This is a genomic window from Agrobacterium sp. V1 (assembly GCF_030518355.1).
Lineage (GTDB): Bacteria > Pseudomonadota > Alphaproteobacteria > Rhizobiales > Rhizobiaceae > Agrobacterium > Agrobacterium cucumeris.
The window spans coordinates 2,361,735-2,382,068 of sequence record NZ_JAULSF010000001.1; the positions used below are offsets into that span (position 1 = coordinate 2,361,735).

At 59.1% G+C, this 20,334-nt stretch carries 15 protein-coding genes; 8 read left to right on the forward strand and 7 right to left on the reverse strand.

Annotated features, from left to right (window positions below):
• Window positions 1-78: 78 nt before the first annotated feature.
• Genes QSV77_RS11445 through QSV77_RS11460 form a run of 4 tightly spaced genes read right to left on the reverse strand, consistent with a single transcriptional unit; the run spans window position 79 to window position 4,282 of the window.
• Window positions 79-1,311, reverse strand: coding sequence for an ABC transporter substrate-binding protein (locus tag QSV77_RS11445; RefSeq protein ID WP_142842324.1), 1,233 nt, complete (start codon window positions 1,309-1,311; stop codon window positions 79-81).
• A gap of 38 nt (window positions 1,312-1,349) precedes the next feature.
• The gene (locus tag QSV77_RS11450) at window positions 1,350-2,207 is read right to left on the reverse strand and encodes a carbohydrate ABC transporter permease (RefSeq protein ID WP_052818772.1); all 858 of its coding nucleotides are present in this window, start codon (window positions 2,205-2,207) and stop codon (window positions 1,350-1,352) included.
• On the reverse strand, window positions 2,204-3,088 hold the full coding sequence (locus tag QSV77_RS11455) for a carbohydrate ABC transporter permease (RefSeq protein ID WP_052818771.1): 885 nt from the start codon (window positions 3,086-3,088) through the stop codon (window positions 2,204-2,206). The genes QSV77_RS11450 and QSV77_RS11455 overlap by 4 nt, the downstream gene beginning before the upstream one ends.
• Before the next feature lie 12 nt (window positions 3,089-3,100).
• Window positions 3,101-4,282 carry a Gfo/Idh/MocA family protein gene (locus QSV77_RS11460; RefSeq protein WP_142842322.1) on the reverse strand — a complete coding sequence of 394 codons (1,182 nt, stop codon included), beginning with the start codon at window positions 4,280-4,282 and terminating at the stop codon, window positions 3,101-3,103.
• 437 nt (window positions 4,283-4,719) lie between these two features.
• Between QSV77_RS11460 and QSV77_RS11465 the strand changes: the two genes are divergently transcribed.
• The 4 genes from QSV77_RS11465 to QSV77_RS11480 are packed head-to-tail and all read left to right on the forward strand — an operon-like array spanning window position 4,720 to window position 8,617.
• The gene (locus QSV77_RS11465; RefSeq protein WP_142842320.1) at window positions 4,720-5,475 is read left to right on the forward strand and encodes a GntR family transcriptional regulator; all 756 of its coding nucleotides are present in this window, start codon (window positions 4,720-4,722) and stop codon (window positions 5,473-5,475) included.
• Window positions 5,476-5,501: 26 nt separating this feature from the next.
• Window positions 5,502-6,524: an SIS domain-containing protein gene (locus tag QSV77_RS11470; RefSeq protein ID WP_142842319.1), complete on the forward strand. Its 1,023-nt coding sequence runs from the start codon at window positions 5,502-5,504 to the stop codon at window positions 6,522-6,524.
• On the forward strand, window positions 6,521-7,687 hold the full coding sequence (gene nagA / locus QSV77_RS11475; RefSeq protein WP_302733561.1) for an N-acetylglucosamine-6-phosphate deacetylase: 1,167 nt from the start codon (window positions 6,521-6,523) through the stop codon (window positions 7,685-7,687). Before QSV77_RS11470 ends, nagA begins: the two co-directional genes overlap by 4 nt.
• Before the next feature lie 3 nt (window positions 7,688-7,690).
• Window positions 7,691-8,617: an ROK family protein gene (locus QSV77_RS11480; protein WP_302733562.1), complete on the forward strand. Its 927-nt coding sequence runs from the start codon at window positions 7,691-7,693 to the stop codon at window positions 8,615-8,617.
• Between the two features lie 6 nt (window positions 8,618-8,623).
• Here QSV77_RS11480 and QSV77_RS11485 read toward each other — a convergent pair whose 3' ends face one another.
• Window positions 8,624-9,877 (reverse strand): FAD-dependent oxidoreductase, encoded by a 1,254-nt coding sequence (locus tag QSV77_RS11485; RefSeq protein ID WP_302733563.1) that lies wholly within the window; start codon window positions 9,875-9,877, stop codon window positions 8,624-8,626.
• Window positions 9,878-9,910: 33 nt separating this feature from the next.
• A complete protein-coding gene (locus QSV77_RS11490) occupies window positions 9,911-10,612 on the reverse strand; it encodes a phosphatase PAP2 family protein (protein WP_302733564.1) in 702 nt (233 codons plus the stop codon).
• Between the two features lie 186 nt (window positions 10,613-10,798).
• Here QSV77_RS11490 and QSV77_RS11495 point away from each other — a divergent pair, with 186 nt between their 5' ends.
• Window positions 10,799-11,992 (forward strand): 1-deoxy-D-xylulose-5-phosphate reductoisomerase, encoded by a 1,194-nt coding sequence (locus tag QSV77_RS11495; RefSeq protein ID WP_302733565.1) that lies wholly within the window; start codon window positions 10,799-10,801, stop codon window positions 11,990-11,992.
• A 35-nt stretch (window positions 11,993-12,027) separates the two neighbouring features.
• Here QSV77_RS11495 and hemA read toward each other — a convergent pair whose 3' ends face one another.
• The gene (hemA, locus tag QSV77_RS11500) at window positions 12,028-13,245 is read right to left on the reverse strand and encodes a 5-aminolevulinate synthase (protein WP_142842313.1); all 1,218 of its coding nucleotides are present in this window, start codon (window positions 13,243-13,245) and stop codon (window positions 12,028-12,030) included.
• Window positions 13,246-13,616: 371 nt separating this feature from the next.
• Between hemA and QSV77_RS11505 the strand changes: the two genes are divergently transcribed.
• The 3 genes from QSV77_RS11505 to QSV77_RS11515 all read left to right on the forward strand — a co-directional run bounded on the left by QSV77_RS11505 (window position 13,617) and on the right by QSV77_RS11515 (window position 20,175).
• Window positions 13,617-13,868 carry a YMGG-like glycine zipper-containing protein gene (locus QSV77_RS11505; protein WP_003492347.1) on the forward strand — a complete coding sequence of 84 codons (252 nt, stop codon included), beginning with the start codon at window positions 13,617-13,619 and terminating at the stop codon, window positions 13,866-13,868.
• A 175-nt stretch (window positions 13,869-14,043) separates the two neighbouring features.
• Window positions 14,044-15,969 (forward strand): autotransporter assembly complex family protein, encoded by a 1,926-nt coding sequence (locus QSV77_RS11510; protein WP_302733568.1) that lies wholly within the window; start codon window positions 14,044-14,046, stop codon window positions 15,967-15,969.
• A gap of 45 nt (window positions 15,970-16,014) precedes the next feature.
• Window positions 16,015-20,175: a translocation/assembly module TamB domain-containing protein gene (locus tag QSV77_RS11515; RefSeq protein ID WP_302733570.1), complete on the forward strand. Its 4,161-nt coding sequence runs from the start codon at window positions 16,015-16,017 to the stop codon at window positions 20,173-20,175.
• Window positions 20,176-20,334: the final 159 nt, after the last annotated feature.

Sequence of the window (20,334 nt, forward strand, 5' to 3'; positions counted from 1 at the left end):
CCATCACAGCGGCGGGCATTCTCGCGGCGAATTCATGAGGTTGCGGGCGACCTTCGCCCGCAACCGTCGCATTGTGGATTATTTATACTGCTCGAGCGCGGCGGAGGCCTTCTTCGCGGCATCCTCCGGGGTCGCCTTGCCGGTAACGACAGACTGCACCATCTCGATCATCGTATCCTGGAAGCCCTTGTAGTCGGTGAAGAGCGGCTCGGGACCACCATAGGCGATACCGTCGATCAGCGGCTTCCAGAAGGGGTCCTTGGCGACGAATTCATCAACCTTGGCCGACGGACGCAGCGGGGTGAGGCCAGCGCCGCCCTGCAACTCGTATTCGCCCTGCGGGCCGGGCGAAGTGATGAACTTGGCGAATTCGGTCGCCTTTTCTTCCACGCCGGTTCCCTTGAAGATCGCAAGGCTGTCGGTGATGAGCAGCGTGCCGGGACCCTTGGCTTCAGGGCCGAGCGGCAGCGTGGCAATGCCCCAGTTGATCTTGGTTTCCTGCAGGCGGGTTGCAGCACCCGAACCGGCCTGGATCATGCCAACCTTGCCATCAAGGAAGATGGCGCGGATTTCGTTCTGCTCGTAGGCCGTGGGACCTTCGACGGAATAAGGGGTGATGTCCTTGTAAGCCGTGAGGGCTGCAACGACCTGCGGGCTGTCGACGGTGATCTTGTCGCCGTCGATGACCTTGCCGTTATTGGTATAAACCCAGTGCATGAACTGGTGCATGGTGTTGTCGAAGGTCTTGGCGGGCAGGCCATAACCGGCAATGCCGGTCTTTTCCTTGATCTGCTTGGCGAAGGCGATTTCTTCAGCCCAGGTCTTCGGCGGCACTTCCGGGTCGAGACCGGCCTGCTTGAACAGATCCTTGTTCCAGTAGAGCGCCTTGGTCGAGAAAGCGACCGGCACGCCCCACTGCGTGTCCTCGAAGGTCACCGTGTCGACGATGTTGGGGTAATAGGTCTTCTTTTCGTCTTCCGTCATCGGCACCGGAACGATGAGATCGTTCTGCGCGAACTGCTTCAGCGTGCGCGAACCGACATAGGCCATGGCGACCGGGGTGCCGGCGGCAGCGAGCGTCGTTGCCTTGTCCTGGCACTGCGCCCAGCCCACGACCTCCGGAACAACCTTGAAGCCGGCATTCTTGCCTTCCCATTCCTTGATGTATTTTTCATGGATGGGGTCCATCTTGTCGCCGCAATAGATCCAGCTGATCTCCTTGTCGGCGGCATGTGCCGTCACCGTGGTAAGGGCAGTGGAACCGGCAAATGCGAATGCGCAAAGCGCCAATCCGTAATGTTTCAGTGCCATAATTAGTCTCCCGTTTTGGTGGTCGTTCCGGTTGTTGTTTATTTCACCGCGCCGGCGGTGAGCCCGCTGACGAGATATCGTTGCATGAAGAAGATCACGACCATGGCCGGCGCGATGCCGACGAAGCTGGCCGCCATCAACTCATTCCAGATGACTTCCTGACGACCGAAATAGGCAAACAGGCCGATGGGCAGCGGCATATATTCGGTCTTGGAATTGAAGGTGAGCGCGAAGATGAACTGCTGGGCGTAAGCACCGATGAAGGTGGTGATGGAGACGACGGCGATGCCCGGCATCGCCAGCGGCAGGATCACCCGGCGGAAAGTGTAGAAATAGCTCGCGCCGTCCACATAGGCCGCCTCTTCCAGCTCCCGCGGAATGCGCAGCATATAGGTGCGCAGCAGCCAGATCGCGGTGGGGATCAGGAAGGCAGCGCCGGGAATGATCATCGCCAGATAGGTGTTCAGCACACCCATGTTGCGCATCAGCCGGTAAAGCGGGATCAGCAGAACGGCGCCCGAAAACATGTTGATTGCGAGAAACGCACCCAGCAGCTGTCCACGCCCGCGAAACTGGAACCGGGCAAAGGCATAGGATGCCGGCACCACCAGCAGGAGCACGATGATGGTTGAGATCGTCGAGATGAAGAAGGAGTTGAAGACATACCGGGCAAAACCGGGAACGCTGACCCACATGGTCCGGTAGGCCTCGAAGGACCCGTTTTGCGGCCAGAACTTGTAGGGCGAGGAAAAGAGCAGGCTGAGCGGTTTCAGCGAAACCAGAAAACCTTCCACGAAGGGCGCCAGCACGAAGGTCAGGAATACGGCAATGCCGCAATAAATCCCGACCATTTCATACCACCTGTAGCGGTTGATCATCGCATTTTTGTCGGTCATCGGCTGGCCTCCTGCGAGATACGGCTGGTGATGCGGAAGTAGAAATAGGTGAAGATCGACAGGAAGATGCAGATCAGTACGGCGCGGGCCGCACCTTCACCGTATTTGTAAGAGCCGATCGCCGTTTTATAGGTATCGATGATCATGGTGGTCGTCTGGCCGGTCGGACCGCCCTGCGTCAGGATCCAGATGATATCGAACGAATTGAAGGTCGAAATCAGCGAGATCATCGACATGGTGATCATGGCGGGCAGCATCAGCGGCAACGTGATGCGGCGGAAGCGGTAAGCACGGCTGGCGCCGTCCGTCCACGCCGCCTCATAGAGGTCCTGCGGGATGGCCTGAATTGCCGCCAGCAGATAAAGCGTCACCATCGGCACGCCGATCCACACGTCGGTGATGATCGTCGCCCAGAAGGCCGTGTTGCCATAGGCAAGGAACGCGACCGGGCCGTTTACCAGACCGAGATTCTGCAGCACGCCGGAAATCATGCCGAACTGGCCGTTATACATCCAGCCCCACATGAAGATGCCGATAGCCATCGGCACGATCCATGGTGGCATCGTCAGGATACGGAACAGCGCCCGGCCAGGAACGGCCGAATTCAGGAGCACAGCACCAAATGTGCCAATGATCATCTTTATCGAGACAGAAAAGAACGTCCAGACAAAGGTCCGCGTGATGACATCGGCAAAGGTCGCGTTGAAGATTTTCTCATAATTGATGAAACCCACCCAATTCGTCGTTTTTCTGAGCGACGCATCGGTAAACGACAGGATGAAGGTATCGACGAGCGGATAAGCAACGATAACCGTGATGTATAAAAGCGCCGGCAGAAGAAGAAGCCAGGCGAAGATGACCGCGCTGCGTTTCGCATCCATCGCAGCGCCCCCTTAAGCCGATTTCACGGCGGAGGATTTTGGCTGCCCATGGAGCGCCAAGTCATATTCATCCCAGACCGGCTTGAGGTCCACCACCTTGCGGCCGTGACGTGCCTCGTCCATGGCAAGCGCCAGAATGCCGGCCTCGATCGCATCGAGCGCGGAGACCGGCAAGGGCTCGCCCTTGACGATATGGGCGATCACATCCTCTGCCATCTGCTCGTCGGCGCCATAATGCTGCGAGAGGGTGGTGGCTGCCGAATAGGTCTTGGCCACGGTCTTTTCGTTGGTCCGGGCATTGTGCACGTTGAGGAAGCCGCGCACAAAGTCGCCCTCCGCCATGCCCTTGGCGCCGATCACGCAGAAGCGGCGGAAATCGTCGGGAACGTTGAGATTGGTATGGAACGCAAGCGACGCGCCATTTTCATATTCAACGATCGCCGTCTGGTAATCGATGATGTCGCCGTCGCTGTCGAAGACCTTTTCGGAACCCATCCAGCCGCTCGGCTTGCGATGGTAGACCTCCATGTCATTGATACCGTCATTTTGCGGGGCATTGGCAAGCGTGAAGCTCTTGCGGCCACCGAAGCTCGATACGAACCGCGGCCGCGCACCGACGACACCATTATAAAGATCGAGATCGTGGCAGCATTTTTCCAGCATGAAGGAGCCGGAATAATGCTCATAGCGCCGCCAGTCACGCATGAAGAACGCGCCGTGATAGGGCGGAATATGTTCCGAGGCCTCGATGGAGACGACATCGCCCAGCTTGCCTTCGGCCTGCGCGGCCCGCAGATCGCGGTAAAGCGGCGAATAACGCAGCACAAGGCCCACCAGCAGCCGCTCGTGGCCATGCTTGTTGAGCAATCGGGCAAGCTCAAGGCTCTCCTCGATGCTGACGACGATCGGCTTTTCACTGAAGATGGTGCAACCGGCTTCGAGCCCGAGGCGGATATGCTCCAGATGCATATGGTTCGGCGAACCGATCATCAGAAGATCGAATTTTTCGTTGGCGATCAGCTCCTCGGGGCTGTCATACGCCTTGCCGACCGAAATGCCCTTTTCCTGCAGACCCGGCAGACCAGCCGGTGCGGGATCGACATAACCGACGATCTCGAAATCCTTGTCGATTTCATGAAAAACGTAGCCCAGATAACCGAGACGGAATCCGAGTCCGATAATTCCCACTTTCATGAACTTGTTCCCTGTTCATTCGTAATTCATTTTCGCAGAAGCGACCATTTCTACGTTGGCCATTCAGTTATCTGCGATAATTGCCTGCCACGATGAAATTAATTTTCACGACGGTCAAGTTAAATTCGATTTCGCACGCCCAACCCAGGGCCGGAAGCCGATTTTTCCCAGCGATACGGATGCGCAACAGGGCGCCACCGATCACCGTTGCGAAAACAATACCAAAAAAATGCCAATCGTCTAGAGCAATATCTGCAACCGGAAAATTTTTTTGGTTAATGGATGAATTTCATGCATAAGGCCTCATTATTCGGCAAACTATCGAATAAAACCCTTATTAATCGTACAAATTCGTTAATGGTTCTATTTTGGTATTGCCGATTATGGCGCGTATGGTATAGCCAGAATTGGCACATTAGGTGCGACAGAGGTTATGGATGAACGGGGCAGTGCTTAATCTGGATGACCTGCAATCGGGAGGCGGCGGCCCGCTCTACCTGAAACTGCGTCAGACGATTGAAGACGCCATCAATGGCGGCCGCCTGAAACATGGCGACGCCCTGCCGCCCGAGCGTGACATTGCCGAAAGCGCCGGTGTGAGCCGCGTTACGGTGCGCAAGGCGGTGGATGATCTGGTGCGTGACGGCCTGCTGGTCCGCAGGCACGGCTCCGGCACCTTCGTCGTCAAGCCCATCACCCGCATGCAACAGCCACTCACCAAGCTTACCTCGTTTACGGAAGACATGCGCCGGCGGGGAATGGCCGCAAGCACGCGCTGGCTGGACAGGGGTCTGTTCTATCCGACCGGCGACGAGATGATGGCGCTCGGCCTTTCCCAATCCGCCATGGTGGCGCGGCTTACCCGTCTGCGCCTTGCCAATGACCAGCCGATTGCGCTCGAAGTGACGAGCCTGCCCGGTGATCTCTTGCCCGACCCGCAGCTGGTCGAGAACTCGCTTTATCTGGAGCTTGAGAAAAACGGCATTCGCCCCGTCCGTGCCATTCAGCGCATTTCCGCCCGTAATCTCACGGATGAGGAAACGCTGCTGCTGGGCGTTCCGCCGGGCTCCGCCGCGCTGTCCGTTCAGCGCATGGCCTATCTGGAAAGCGGGCGGCTCATGGAAATATCCCGCGCCCTTTACCGCAGCGACGCCTATGACCTCGTCGCCGAATTGACGATGACCTCAGAGTGAAACACACCGATCAAGGACACGAAACGATGACAACCCTGATGCGCCAGGAAATCAACGAGATTCCCGATGCCGTCGCCCGTCTGCTGGACAATGCGAAAAATGATTTTCAGGAAGCTGGCAGCCAGCTGAAGGCCCGCGATCCAGCCGTTATCGTCACAATTGCGCGGGGTTCTTCCGACCACGCCGCGCACTTCCTGAAATATGCGATCGAATTGCAGACCGGGCTGCCGGTTGCGTCGCTTGGGCCCTCACTCGCCTCCATCTACCAGACGAAACTGCGGCTGGAACGGGCGGCGGCCTTCGCCGTGTCTCAGTCCGGCAAAAGCCCTGATATTGTTGCCCTGGCGGAAAGTGCCCGCAAGGGCGGTGCACTCACCGTCTCTCTCGTCAACACCTTGCCCTCTCCGCTTGGCAATGCAGCCAATCAGGCCATCGACATCCAGGCAGGACCGGAAAAGGCTGTTGCCGCCACCAAATCCTTCGTCAACTCCATCGTTGCTGGCCTCGCAATCCTTGCCGAATGGACGGAAGACAACCTGCTCGCCAAGGCCGTCAGCGCCCTGCCGCAGAATTTCGCAAGAGCCGTTGCGCTCGACTGGAGCCAGATCGCCGAGGCGGTGAAGGGCGAAGAATCGCTTTATATGCTGGGCCGTGGCCCTGCCCTTGCCATTGCCGCAGAAGCCGCGCTGAAATGCAAGGAAACCTGCGAACTGCATGCCGAAGCCTATTCGTCGGCGGAGGTCATGCATGGCCCGGTCTCGCTGGTCGCACCGAAATTCCCGGTCATCGCCTTTGCCGCACGCGACCGCGCCGAGACTTCGGTGACGGATATCGCCGCAAATCTTGCCCATAAGGGCGCAAATGTTTTCGTCACATCCGCAAAAGGCAGCCCGGCCAAGCCCCTGCCCTTCGTCGAGACCAACCACCCGCTGACCGATGCCCTGTTGCTGATCGCACCGTTTTACGGCTTCATCGAGCAATTGTCGCGCGCGCGCGGCTTCAACCCGGATGCACCGGTGGCATTGAAGAAGGTAACGGAAACCCAATGAGTGGCATAAAGGCATTTGTCGGCGCCCGCATTTTCGATGGCGCCGCCTGGCATGATGGCAAGGTACTGCTGACCAGTGACGGACATGTCACCGACATCTCAGACAAGGTGCCTGCCGAAGCCGAAGTGATTGATGCGAACGGGTTGCTGATCGCGCCGGGCTTCATAGACCTTCAGGTCAATGGCGGCGGCGGGGTGATGTTCAACAACCAGCCGGATGTGAATGGCATCGCCCGGATATGCTCCGCCCACGCAAAATTCGGCACCACGGCGCTGATGGTCACGCTCATCACCGACCGGCCGGATGTGACCTCCAAAGCAGCACAGGCGGGTATCGCCGCCGGCAAAGCAAATGTGCCGGGTTTCCTCGGCCTGCATTTCGAGGGTCCGCATCTTTCCGTCGCACGCAAGGGCACCCATGATCCGGCGCTGATCCGCAAGATGGAGACAACCGATCTTGAGGTTCTGACCCGTTGCAAGGCCGAACTTTCCTTCGTGCTGACCACCATTGCCCCGGAAAACGTGACCAAGGAGCAGGTTGCAGCGCTCCGAAAAGCCGGCATCGTCGTCAGCCTCGGCCACACCGACACAGGCCTCGATGTGGCGACGGCCTATGCTGATGCCGGCGCTTCCATGGTGACCCATCTCTTCAACGCCATGAGTCCGCTTGGCCATCGTGAACCGGGGCTGGTGGGAGCCGCACTCTCGAACGGAAAACTGGATTGCGGGCTGATCGCCGATGGTTTCCATGTCGATCCAGCCGCGATCGGCATTGCGCTGCGCGCCAAGAACGGCCCGGCCCGCATCTTCCTTGTCACCGATGCCATGTCCACAATCGGCACGGATGATGACGGCTTTGAACTGAACGGCCGGCGCGTCTATCGCAATGGCGGACGCCTGACGCTTGCCGATGGCACGCTGGCGGGGGCGGATATCGATATGCTGTCCTGCATCCGCTTCATGCATGAGAAGATGGACACGCCGCTGGAGGAGGCCTTGAGAATGGCCTCCGCTTATCCAGCAGAAGCCATCGGTGCGGCGGCCAAGGGGAAACTCCTGCCCGGTTCCGATGCGGATTTCGTCGTGCTGACACCTGACCTTCAAATGCATTCCACATGGATCGGCGGAGAAAAAATCCACGATGCCGCGCGTTCCGGAGCCTGAACAATGATCGTTTGTTTCGATATTGGCGGAACGACCATCAAGGGGGCCATTGCTTATGCCCCGGATGATATTCGCCCCGTGCCGCGCATACCGACACCGAAAACCAGTTTCGAGGACTTCGCGGCCGGCCTCAAATCCGTCATCGACAATAGCGGCGGCACACCCGCCTGCGTGTCGCTGTCGATTGCCGGCGTCATCGATCCCGAAACCGGCAAGGCCACCGTTGCCAATATTCAGAGCATCCATGGCAGGGTGCTGAAGGACGAGTTGGAAAAGGCGCTAAACCTTCCCGTCATCGTATCAAATGATGCCGATTGTTTCGTGATCGCCGAATCGGAAATCGGCTCCGGACAGGGCCATCGCGTCGTCTTCGGCGTCATTCTCGGGACGGGTGTCGGCGGCGGGCTGGTCATCGATGGCAGGCTCATCAACAGCGATGGCGGCTTCGCCGGCGAATGGGGACACGGGCCGGTGGCCGCGACCCTGGCCGGCAATCCGCCGGTAGCACTGCCGCGTTTTGAGTGCGGCTGCGGCCTCACCGGTTGCATTGATGCCATCGGCAGCGCCCGTGGCATGGAAAAGCTGCATCTGCATCTTCACCAGCAGGATATGACCAGCGAGGACATCATCTCCGCCTGGCAGGCGGGCGATGCGCAGGCCGCAAGAACCATCGATATTCTCGTTGATATTCTCGCCTCGCCACTCGCTATGGTGATCAACGTCACCGGCGCAACCATCGTGCCTGTCGGCGGCGGGCTTTCGAATTCGAGAGAGCTTCTGGCCGCTCTGGACGAAGCGGTCAGGGGCCGCGTTCTCCGGCGTTTCAACCGCCCGCTGGTCGTGCCTGCCATTTGCCGGATCGAGCCGGGGCTGATCGGTTCAGCCGTCATCGGACTGAAATACGAGAAGGAAATCGCCGTCCCTGCCTGAGCGGCCTTACGTCTCGATCTTTTCCCGGCGAAAGCCCAGCCCGACCAGCCGCCCAGTCAAATGGGCAAGAAGCGGAAATCGCATGAGCGCCAGCACAAGCGCCGGCGGACCTTTCGGCTTTTCCGCCTCCGCCGCCTGCCCCTTCTTGCGGCCGATGCGCATCATTCGCTGCAGAAATTGCGTGGCCTTGGTCGGGAAGGATCGTCGTTTCTCGATTGCGGCAAGATCATCGTCACCAACGGGCCGGCCGGATAAAAATACCGGCACGAGTACATTGGCCGCAGCAACGGCATCCTGAACGGCCAGATTGACGCCGACACCGCCAACTGGGGACATGGCATGGGCAGCGTCCCCGATGCAGATCAGGCCGGGCTTCCACCAGCGCTTCAGCCGGTCGATGCGAACGGTCAGGAGATGCACGTCGTCCCAGCTGGTAAGCTCGTCCAGCCTCTCGCGCGGGAACGGGCAGATTTCCGCCACCCTCTCCCTGAACGCCTCAAGTCCCTGCAGCTTTATGTCCGCGAAAAAGCCCTTGCGAACCACATAACCGCATTGCCAGTAATCGCCGCGGTTGATCATCACGAAACCCTGTCGCGAGCCGACATGACCCATGGTTTCGGTCGAATCGCCCGGCTGTTTTGAAAGGCGCATCCACAGCACCTCGGTCGGAATACCGAACCGCTGGATTTCCAGCCCCGCCGCTTCCCGGACGATGGAAGTGCGGCCATCCGCGCCCACCACCAGATCGGCGGCGATCTCGATCACACCATCCGCTGTATTGACGATCAGACCACCGACACGCCCGTCTCGCTCGATCAGGCCGGTGACCGGCGCATTCATCAGCAGCCGGAAGTTCTCATATTGCCCGGCCTTGCCGACGATGAAATTGAGAAAATCCCATTGCGGCATGAAGGCGATGAAACGATGACGGACCGGCAGCCGGGAAAAATCCGCGATCGTGATACGCTCGCCGCCGATAACCGCGTTCAGCCGTGGCGCACGGGTATGCGGCAGGCTGAGAAACTCGTCGATGAAACCCAGCTGCTCCATCAGTTCGAGCGTGGACGGGTGGATGGTGTCGCCGCGAAAATCGCGCAGGAAATCCCCATGTTTCTCGACCACCGTCACATCGATACCGCTGCGGGCAAGCAGCAGGCCAAGCATCACACCCGCCGGGCCTCCACCGGCAATGGCAACGGAGGTGCGGATGTGTTGAACCGCCTTACCGTCATTTTCCGGCGCGACTTTCGCTTCTTCCATCACATCTCTCCGTTTCCGCCCCGTTCAACGTCCCTATCGCGGATCCGCTACCGGAAGATTTGCATTTTTCGGCTGCGGCCAGCCATAGGCATCGAACCGAAACAGCATTTCGGACCGGGCGAAAATAAAAGCGAAGGCCATGGCCGTCCACATGCCGAGCAGCAGCCCGGCGGCAACGTCGCTTGGATAATGCGCGCCAACGATGACACGCGAAACGCCAATGACAAGGGCGAACAAAAGAAAGGCCCAGCGGAAGCGCGGCATCAGCATCGCAAAAACACCGAAAAACGCGCCGGCAGCGGTCGAATGGCCGGAAGGAAAGCTCTCATAGAGATTATCCCCGGTAAACGGGGTGAGGCTATAGGCGCCCATTTCCAGGAAAAGCTCCGGCCGCGCCCGTCCGATCAGGAATTTCAGCGTATGGACGAGAATGCTTGCCGTTCCGATCGTCAGGAAAAAATAGGCGAGAAGCCGCCACGCGGTTCTCAAGCGCCCGGCATAGGTCTGCGCCTGCAAAACCCGTGCGCCGACATAGGCAAGAATGGCTAGGGCGCCCGTGGAATAGAGCATCCAGCTGAAGGTTCCGAAATCGGTGATGGCGCGATTGAAGGAGACGATCGTTCCGGGCAGGGCCTGTGCGCTTTCGGAAAGACGTGGATCGAGAGGAATAAAGACCAGCACCAGCACAAGGCTTGCCGCAAAAATCCATCCGCTGGAAACCAGGAAACGTCGCATCTAAGTCCTCTCATCGTTTTTCTTGCATATGGCTTTGCCATCCGCAGAAACAATAGCCGGGCTTTATCCTTGTTATGGTTGATTTTCACGAGTAGAGGCTAATGCATGTCACCGAAACTGCGCAGCGGTTTCGCAAGAATGACATGCTCCAAAAGGTGCGAACCGCACGATACTGACGGACCGAAGATGACGAATGCCAGTGAAATGCCACGCAAACTGACGATATTGGGTTCCACCGGTTCGATCGGCACCAGCACGCTGGATGTCGTGCATCAGTTGGGCGGCCGCGAGCAATTCCAGATCATGGCGCTAACCGGCGCGGGAAACATCGCACTTCTGGCAGAGCAGGCGCGTCAATTCGGCGCACAGATGGTGGTGACGGCCGAAGATGACAAATATGAAGAATTGAAAGCCGCCCTTGCCGGCACCGGCATAAAAGTTGCGGCTGGCAAATCCGGCCTTGAAGAAGCGGCGTCGATGGATGCCGGCTGGGTGATGGCGGCGATTGCCGGGACGCCCGGCCTTGCCCCGACGCTGACAGCCGCCCGGCGTGGCGCCGATATCGCCCTTGCCAACAAGGAATGCCTCGTTTCAGCCGGTGATGTTTTTCTACGCACGGTCAAACAGGGCGGCGGCAGGCTGATCCCGGTCGATAGCGAACACAGCGCGATCTTCCAGTGCCTGACGGGCGATCACAAACAAGCGGTGGAGCGCATCGTGCTGACGGCCTCCGGCGGACCATTCCGCACCTGGTCACGCGATGAGATGGCCAATGTCACGGCCGATATTGCCCGCGCCCATCCCAACTGGTCGATGGGGCTGAAGGTCTCCATCGGCAGCGCCTCCATGTTCAACAAGGGGCTGGAAATGATCGAGGCGAAATACCTCTTCGATCTCCGGCCCGATCAGGTGGAGGTGATCGTCCATCCGCAATCGATCGTGCATTCGATGGTCGGTTACAGCGACGGTTCCTATATCGCCCAGCTCGGCTCTCCCGACATGCGCACCGCCATTTCCTATGCTCTTACCTATCCTCAGCGCGGCAATCTGAACGTTGAGCGGCTGGATTTCGCAAAACTGGCGCGGCTCGATTTCGAGGCGCCGGATGAAACCCGCTTCCCCGCGCTGCGGCTCGCCCGTATGGCGCTGGAGCGTGGCGGTCTGCAGGGTGCCGCCCTGAACGCAGCGGAAGAAACCGCCTTTCATGCCTTCGTCGCGGGCGGCATCGGCTTCCTCGACATGGCCGAAATCGTCGAAACGGTCATGGACCGCATGCATGACGGCCGCTCAGCCGCCACGATGGAAGATGTCTTCGCAGCGGATGAGGAAGCCCGACGCCACGCCCGTGAATTGATCTCCACCAAAGAAAAGGCCGCGTAAACGCGGCCCGATCTGCTTTTATTTGAATTAAGGCCTCACGCCACCGCCCGCGCCAGTGCGCAATGCGACCAGAGCTGATGCAGCGCACCGACCAGCTGCTCGATATCGGCATCGGTATGCAGCGGCGTCGGGGTAATGCGCAGACGTTCTGTCTTGCGCGGCACGGTCGGGTAATTGATCGGCTGCACATAGACACCGTGACTGTCGAGCAGAATATCCGAAATCCATTTGCACTTGGCGGCATCGCCCACCATGACAGGTACGATGTGGCTCGGATTATCCATATGCGGAATACCGCGAGCATCGAGAAGCCCGCGCAGCTTGCGAACCCGGTCCTGATGGCGGGCGCGCTCGAAGGGGCTTGCCTTCAGATGCTGGATCGAAGCAATGGCACCGGCGGCAAGCGACGGCGGCAGGGCCGTGGTGAAGATGAAGCCGGAGGCGAAGGAGCGGATGAAATCGCAGACCGCCGTAGAACCGGTAATATAGCCGCCCATGACGCCGAAGGCCTTGCCAAGCGTTCCCTCGATGATCGTCAGGCGATCCATCAAGCCTTCGCGCTCGGCAATACCGCCACCGCGCGGACCATACATGCCAACGGCGTGAACTTCATCGAGATAGGTCATGGCGCCATAACGGTCGGCCAGGTCACAGATTTCCTTGATCGGCGCGATATCGCCATCCATCGAATAGACGGATTCAAAGGCGATGAGCTTCGGCGCGTTCGGATCGGCAGCCTTGAGCTTTGCCTCGAGATCTTCAAGATCGTTGTGCTTCCAGATCACCCGCTCGCAACGGCCATAACGAATGCCCTCGATCATCGAAGCATGGTTCAGCGCATCGGAGAAAATGATGAGGCCCGGAATCTTCTGACCGAGTGTGCCAAGTGTTGCCCAGTTGGACACATAACCCGAGGTGAAGATCAGCGCCGATTCCTTGCCGTGCAGATCGGCAAGTTCCTGTTCAAGAAGGACGTGATAATGGTTGGTACCAGAAATATTCCGGGTGCCTCCCGCACCCGCGCCACAGTGATCGATCGCCGCTTTCATGGCTTCGATGACTTTCGGGTTCTGGCCCATGCCGAGATAGTCGTTGGAGCACCAGACCGTTACGTCCTTGCGCTCGCCATTAGCGTTATACCGTGTCGCGCGGGGAAAATTGCCCTGCTGGCGTTCGATATCCGCAAAAACGCGATAACGTCCCTCAGAATGCAGGCTTTGCAGTTCCGTCGTGAAAAATGCCTCGAAGTCCATGCCATGCTCCAGAATTGACCAGACCGTTTTCCGCTCCGACACCGGGACCGTCAACCCTTTTGGGCCACTTTAACCGCGTCTGCGTCAATTCGCCGTTGTTTTGAACCATTCCAATAAACCGTTTATAGCCGCCGATGAAAAGTACAAAATTGATTCACATCAAAAAACCACGAATTTTGGAACCTTTTTCGCGTAGCGCCGTTGTCTGGCACGCAATCGATTTACGCGCGGAGGAATCCCCGAAACATGAGGCTTCCCTTAACGGCATCGAATTGTTAGTTATCTGTGGCGGTCGGAGGTAGCAGTCGCCGCAGATAAATATGGGACGCCTACCGAGCCGAAGAGCTCATTGTAACGTTGGAGAGAGTTTCATGAAAAAGGCAATCATATTTGCGCTGGTCGGCCTGTCGCTTGCAAGCTGCACGCAGACCGAAAAGGGTGCTTCGATCGGTGCCGTTTCCGGTGCGGTTCTTGGCGGCGCTATCACGGGCAATGTTCGTGGCGCGGCAGTGGGTGCAGCCATCGGCGGCGTAGGCGGTGCCTTGATCGGCAATGCTTCCGAGCCGGGCTATTGCTATTATCGCGACCAGTACGGTCAGCGTTACACGGCGCGTTGCCGTTAATCGCATTGCGAAATACCGTTGCACAGAAGCCCCGGTCACCCGGGGCTTTTTGCGTTAAGGCCGGCAAAACGCAAGCCAAAGGGTCCTCAACGCCGTTTATTTATGATTAAATTGCAATGTTAACGGACAGGAAACGGGTTGGAGCCAAAATAAATGCTCAACCATAAAGCAGCTTATGCAAAGAACACGAACTAAGCCGAAGACAGGTATTGCGTATCGGAAAGCTGGCACCGCACTTGCGGTTGCTTTCACGTTCGCCCTGTATCCGGTGTTTACCCGTGACGCCTTTGCCTTCAAACTGTTCGGCATGCGCCTCTGGGGTTCGGAAGAACCCGAGGTCGAGGTTATCAATCCCGTCAAATACGCCGTGACACTTGATGCAGGTGATGCAGACAAGTCGTTGAAAGGCAGCCTTGAAAACAGCTCGCTTCTTCTCGCCGACAAGGACAAGCCCGCCTCCGGCGATCTCGGCCTTCTGATAAAGGCGAGAGACGACAGGGACAGGCTGATCGCCGCGCTTTATGAAAACGCCCGTTACGGCGGCATCGTCAAGGTCACCGTCGCGGGCAGGGATGTAGATGCCCTGCCGCCCAATCCCGTCTTTGATCACAGCGCACCCGTACCGGTGGTCATAACGGTGACGCCAGGGCCGAAATTCACGCTCGGCAGCGTCCGGCTCGAAGGTGACGTGACGGGCCGTAACCTCGAGGAATACGGCCTCGTCACCGGCGGCGATGCCGGGTCTCTGGCGATCATCCGCGCCGGCAACAAGCTGATCGACGATCTGAAGGCGGAAGGCCGGCCGCTCGCAAAGCTGACGAAGCGCGAGGCGGTCGCCAATCACGCGACGAACACGGTCGACATCACGATGGCAGCTGAAGGTGGGCCTGTTGCGCCGCTGGGCGAAGTCACCGTCACCGGCGAAAAAACCGTCGACGGTGATTTCATCCGCCGTTATTCGCGCCTCAATGGCGGCGAACCCTATTCGCCGGAAAAGCTGCGCAAGGCCTCGGACCGGCTGCGCCAGCTGGGCGTCTTCTCCAGCCTGACGATCAAGGAAGCGGGCACGCTGGCGCGCGATGGCACCATTCCGCTCACCATCGAAGTGTCTGAAGGCAAGCACCGTTATTTCGGTGTCGGCGCGCAATATTCCACCACGGAAGGCATTGGCCTTCAGGGTTACTGGGGTCACCGGAACCTGTTCGGACAGGCGGAATCGCTGCGTATCGAAGGCTCCGTCTCGCGCATCGCCGAGGCATCCAGCGTCAAAGGCATGGATTATTCGGCTGGCATTACCTTCACCAAGCCCGGCATGTTCAACCCGCGCACCACCTTCAAGACAAGCCTGATCGCCAAGACAGAACATCCCGACACATACGATGCCAAGACGGTGACGGGCACGGCCGGCTTTGCCTATGAGCTCAACGATACCGACACCGCCGCCGCGGGCCTCGAAGTACAGTGGGCCGATACCGAAGACGCCTTCGGCAAGAACGAATATCTGACGACCTCCATCCCGCTGGAATTCGTTCGCGATACGCGCGACGACAAGCTCAATCCCACCGAAGGTTTTCGTGCTTCGATAGCCGCCAAGCCCAGCTACGAGGCGCTGAACGGCACGTTCTTCTCGTCGTTCGAAGGCTCGATCAGCGGTTACAAGGGGCTCGGCGCGAAAGATCGGCTGATCATGGCCGGAAAGCTTTCCGGCGGCGTGCTCGTCGGCGGCAGCGACCTGCAGGACATCCCCACCACCCGGCGCTTTTATGCCGGCGGCGGCGGATCGGTGCGCGGTTACAGCTATCAGGAAATATCACCCTATAATGCAGCAGGCGACGCAACCGGCGGCCGCTCTTATGTGGTAGGGTCCGTGGAAGCCCGCATCAAGGTCACCGATACGATCGGCATCGTACCTTTCATCGATGCGGGTGTAGTCTCGGAAGATGTGGCGCCAGATTTTTCCGATATCCGGGCCGGCGCCGGCATTGGCCTGCGTTACGCAACGCCCTTCGGGCCTTTGCGTCTCGACGTTGCCATGCCGCTTGATAAATATGATGGCGGTAACAGTTTCGGCATTTATGCTGGCATCGGCCAGTCTTTTTAAACACCGCCATCGAACACCCTTAAAGCAGAGTGTAGATTACCTTTGATGAAAACGTTGATTCGATTGCTGAAATGGCTGGGCTACGTTGCCTTGTGCTGCGTGGTGCTGGTGCTGCTTGCGGTTCTGTTCGTCGGGTTTACACCGATGGGCGCCAGAATTGCAGCAAAGCAGATTTCAGCACTTGTATCGACGCCCGATCAGACAATCGAGATTTCCCCCCCGAGCGGCCTTTTGACCGGCCGCCTGCGGCTCGACAACGTCACCCTTTCGGACCGGCAGGGACCCTATGCCCGCGTGAACCAGATCGCCGTCGACTGGTCACCGCTCTCGCTTCTTGCCAGAACCTTTCATGCCGACCGGGTCTCGGCCGGATCGATCGACGTCGAGCGTAAACCGCTAGCCTCCGAGCAGACGACGACCAAAAGCTCCGGCAGTTCTTCGCTGCCGATTGAAGTCGGCATCGATAATTTCAGCTTTCCAGATATCAGCCTTGGGCAATCACTTCTCGGCAGCCCTTTCGAGTTGACGGCCGAAGGCAATCTCAAGGCCGCCCGTGACGATATCAGGCTGTCGCTTACAGCCCATCGGATGAATGCGGTGGATGCCGCCGTGAATGCCGACATCGCCTTCCTGCCGAATGAAAATGTGTTGAAGCTGAAAGCGGAGATGAAAGAGCCCGAAGGCGGGCTTCTCGCCACGCTGCTTTCGCTGCCCGGTACGCCCGCAGTGGCGATCGATGTGAACGGCGAAGGACCGCTTTCCAACTGGACCGGCACGCTGCGCGGCAATGTCGCCGGTAACCCCGTCGTCAATGTTAACGGCCGCCATATTCTGGGCGATGACGGCACGCGCCGTATCGAGATCGCGGGCGGTGGTCAGCCGGATCTGCTCCTCCCCCCCGCCTTCCGCCAGCTTTTTGCCGGTGAGACGAAGCTCGATGCAAACGCCACGCTCTCACCGCAGGGCCGCATCGAAATCGGCAGCAGTACGCTGGAGACCGGCGCATTGTTGCTGACCGCTTCCGGCACCATCGATCCGAACGGTCAAAACGATCTCGCCGCCAACCTCATCGGCACCGCCGGTCCCGTTGATTTCCGCTGGCCTCTCAGCAATGGCGAAGTTCAGGCCCTCATCAACGGCCTCGACCTTTCCCTGAAGGGCAACGCGGATGCCGCGCATCTGAAGACCACGGCATCATTGCGCAGCCTTGCCCTGCCGCAGGGCCGGCTTGACGACATCAAACTGACGGCCGAAAGCACCGACCTCAACATCGCCAGCCGCAGCGGCACCATCGCCACCGTCCTTTCCGTTACGCAATCATCCTTCGTCAGCCCTGATATCGACCGGCTGGTGCGTGCGCCACTCACCATCAAGGCACCACTCAGCTTCACCTCTTCCGCCATCGGCTTTGACGGTGCAACGCTCGAAAGCGCCAGTGTCGGCGGAACCCTGAACGGCAGTTTTGATCTCGCCAATAACCGCCTGACCTCCAGCGTGCAGCTCTTCGCCCTGCCGGCCACCCTGCCGCCGGCGCTGGCAGAAAAATTTGATACTACAATCGCCCTGCAGGGCGATATCGACCTGACCATTGGCGGGCGCATCAGCGTTGAGAACCTCGCCGTCAAATCCGGAACGATCGAGGCGGCGGGCAATGTCAGCCTGGAAAACGATGCGTTGAACGCCAGCCTGACCGGCAAATTCCCCGCTCTCGAAAAGCTGACACCGCAGGCAAAGGGTGTCGCCGAGTTTGCAATCGATGCCACCGGTGCAATTTCCGCACCGGATTTCAACGTCACCCTGAGTTCTGAAAGCGCAGTTCTCGCCGGACGAACCCTCGAAGCACTGAAAATCAATGCTGCAGGCAAGGCGGATCCCGCAGCACCGCAGGCGAAACTCACCGCCAGCGGCAGCCTCGACCGGCAGAAGATCGACGCCAACGCCAATGTGGTGCAAACGGAAAACGGTACGGCGATACCTGAGCTGCATGTGGCCGTCGGCCGCAACCTGCTGAACGGGCAGCTGCAATTCTCGCAGCAGTTCCTGCCGACAGGCAATCTTTCCTTCAATTTCCCAGATCTTGCCCTGCTGGCCGCACTTGCCGCGCAGCAGGCGGATGGCGATATTGCCGGCGATATCGCGCTGAGCAACGCCAATGGCCGGATCGCCGCAACGATAAAGGCCAATGGCGGCAGCATCCGTCAGGGCACGACGACAATCTCCAAGCTCGCCGCCGATATCTCCATCGACGACCTGCAGGCACTCGCCATCAATGGCAAGGTCAGTGCCGACAGCGTCAATGCCGGCGCCGCCTCGATTTCCGGCCTGAACGCCACCATCGGCCATTCCGGCACGACAACGCAATTCGACGTCAACGGCCGTTACGACAATGCACCGCTGGTGGTGAAGGGCAGCGCCGATACCGGCGGAACGCCGATGACGGTAAGGCTCGACGCCTTTTCCGCCGCCCCCAAGGGCATTGCCGTGCGGCTTGAAAAACCAAGCACCATTGCAATCCAGAATGGCACGGCGCGCATCTCCGATCTGACCATCATCACCGGCGACGGGCGCATTGAGGTCAACGGCACCGCCGGATCGGCACTCGACATCAATGCCGACATCCGTTCGCTTCCCGCCAGTCTTGCAAACGCCTTCGCTGCCGGGCTGGATGCGGCAGGCAGCATATCCGGCACCGTCAGCGCCAAGGGCGCGGCATCCGACCCATCGGTCGATTATAATCTCAATTGGGCGAATGCCGAGGTCTCACAGACCCGCGCCGCCGGGCTTGCAGCGCTTGGCATCAAGGCGAACGGCCGTTTCGCCGGCGGCACGCTGCAGATCGACACCAACGTGACCGGCCAGGGCGGCATGGCGCTCTCGGGCGGCGGTTCTCTCGGCATCGCCGGCAATCGCCCGCTCTCCATGGCCTTTACCGGAAGGCTGCCTTTTTCAGCTGTCGCGGCGCAGACCGCCGCCCAGGGTCTTGATGTGGACGGCACGGCTGCCATCGACGTAAAAATTTCCGGCAGCGCCACAGCACCTGTTATTACCGGCAGCATCACCACCGATGGCACACGTCTGACCGACGTGCGCCGCAACCTGACCGTCAACGGACTGGGTGCAACCATCACCTTCGATCGCGACCGCGCTGTCATCTCCCGATTGACGGGTAAGCTGGCAGGCGGCGGAACGATTTCAGGAACAGGCAGCGTCGGCATTGCCGGCGGGTTGGGCTTCCCGGCCGATATTTCGATCACGCTGGATCGTGCCGGCTATAATGACGGAACATTGGTAACCACGGTGGTGAGCGGCACGCTGACGCTGAAAGGTCCGCTGCTGAACTCGCCAGTTCTGGGTGGCAACCTGACGCTGGATAGAAGCGCCATCACCATTCCGGAAAAACTCCCGGCCTCGCTGACTGAAATCGACGTCAAGCACAAGAACGCCCCGCCAAAGGTCCGTGCGCAGGCGAAAGCGCTAGGGGGCGATCAGGGCGGCAGCGGCAGTTCCTCCACCATCAATCTCGATCTGCAGGTGAATGCACCAAGTGGCATCTTCGTGCGCGGTCGCGGCATCGATGCGGAACTGACCGGCAATCTGACGATCCGCGGCACGGCGGCCGTTCCCGTCATTTCCGGCGGCTTCGAAATGCGCCGCGGCCGGCTGGAAATCCTCACCCGTCGTCTTGATTTCACCACCGGCAACATCAGCTTCGGCGGTGGCCTCATCCCGGTTCTCGATATGAAGGCGGACTCGACGGTTGGTTCAACCACCGTCACGGTTGCGGTTTCCGGCAATGCCAACGACCCGACATTCGCGTTCTCCTCGTCCCCTGCCCTGCCGCAGGATGAAGTCATGGCGCAGCTGATCTTTGGCCAGTCCATGTCGAAACTCTCCGCCCTGCAGATCGCCCGGCTGGCAGATGCCGCAGCCCAGCTGGCCGGCGGTCGCTCAACCTCGCTGTTCGACAAGCTCAGAAGCAATCTCGGCGTCGATGATCTGGATATTTCCACCGATTCAGAGGGCCAGGCCCGTGTTTCCGCCGGCAAATATCTGAATGAGAGAACCTATCTCGAACTGCAGCAGAGCGGTGAATCCGGTGCCAAAGCCATCATCAACCTCGATGTCGGGCGCGGCGTGAAACTGCGCGGTGAGGCGGGCGGTGATGGCGAAGGTGCAGCCGGTATATTTTACGAGAAAGAATACTAAGCACGCCAGTAAAAATGCGCAGCGGGTTTACGTCCGGACAATGCGTAAATCAAAAAGAGAGTGTTTTCGCGATTCGAAGAAAACGAAAACACTTCAGAGCCGTTCGCATTTAGGTTTGCGAAACCATCTCATGTTACGAATCTTCCATTGAAGACGGAA

Excerpts from the sequence above, each read along its gene's own strand:
- QSV77_RS11445 (WP_142842324.1), bottom strand. The coding sequence starts at position 1,311 with ATGGCACTGAAACATTACGGATTGGCGCTTTGCGCATTCGCATTTGCC.
- QSV77_RS11450 (WP_052818772.1), bottom strand. The coding sequence starts at position 2,207 with ATGACCGACAAAAATGCGATGATCAACCGCTACAGGTGGTATGAAATG.
- QSV77_RS11455 (WP_052818771.1), bottom strand. The coding sequence starts at position 3,088 with ATGGATGCGAAACGCAGCGCGGTCATCTTCGCCTGGCTTCTTCTTCTG.
- QSV77_RS11460 (WP_142842322.1), bottom strand. The coding sequence starts at position 4,282 with ATGAAAGTGGGAATTATCGGACTCGGATTCCGTCTCGGTTATCTGGGC.
- QSV77_RS11465 (WP_142842320.1), top strand. The coding sequence starts at position 4,720 with ATGAACGGGGCAGTGCTTAATCTGGATGACCTGCAATCGGGAGGCGGC.
- QSV77_RS11470 (WP_142842319.1), top strand. The coding sequence starts at position 5,502 with ATGACAACCCTGATGCGCCAGGAAATCAACGAGATTCCCGATGCCGTC.
- nagA (WP_302733561.1), top strand. The coding sequence starts at position 6,521 with ATGAGTGGCATAAAGGCATTTGTCGGCGCCCGCATTTTCGATGGCGCC.
- QSV77_RS11480 (WP_302733562.1), top strand. The coding sequence starts at position 7,691 with ATGATCGTTTGTTTCGATATTGGCGGAACGACCATCAAGGGGGCCATT.
- QSV77_RS11485 (WP_302733563.1), bottom strand. The coding sequence starts at position 9,877 with ATGGAAGAAGCGAAAGTCGCGCCGGAAAATGACGGTAAGGCGGTTCAA.
- QSV77_RS11490 (WP_302733564.1), bottom strand. The coding sequence starts at position 10,612 with ATGCGACGTTTCCTGGTTTCCAGCGGATGGATTTTTGCGGCAAGCCTT.
- QSV77_RS11495 (WP_302733565.1), top strand. The coding sequence starts at position 10,799 with ATGACGAATGCCAGTGAAATGCCACGCAAACTGACGATATTGGGTTCC.
- hemA (WP_142842313.1), bottom strand. The coding sequence starts at position 13,245 with ATGGACTTCGAGGCATTTTTCACGACGGAACTGCAAAGCCTGCATTCT.
- QSV77_RS11505 (WP_003492347.1), top strand. The coding sequence starts at position 13,617 with ATGAAAAAGGCAATCATATTTGCGCTGGTCGGCCTGTCGCTTGCAAGC.
- QSV77_RS11510 (WP_302733568.1), top strand. The coding sequence starts at position 14,044 with ATGCAAAGAACACGAACTAAGCCGAAGACAGGTATTGCGTATCGGAAA.
- QSV77_RS11515 (WP_302733570.1), top strand. The coding sequence starts at position 16,015 with ATGAAAACGTTGATTCGATTGCTGAAATGGCTGGGCTACGTTGCCTTG.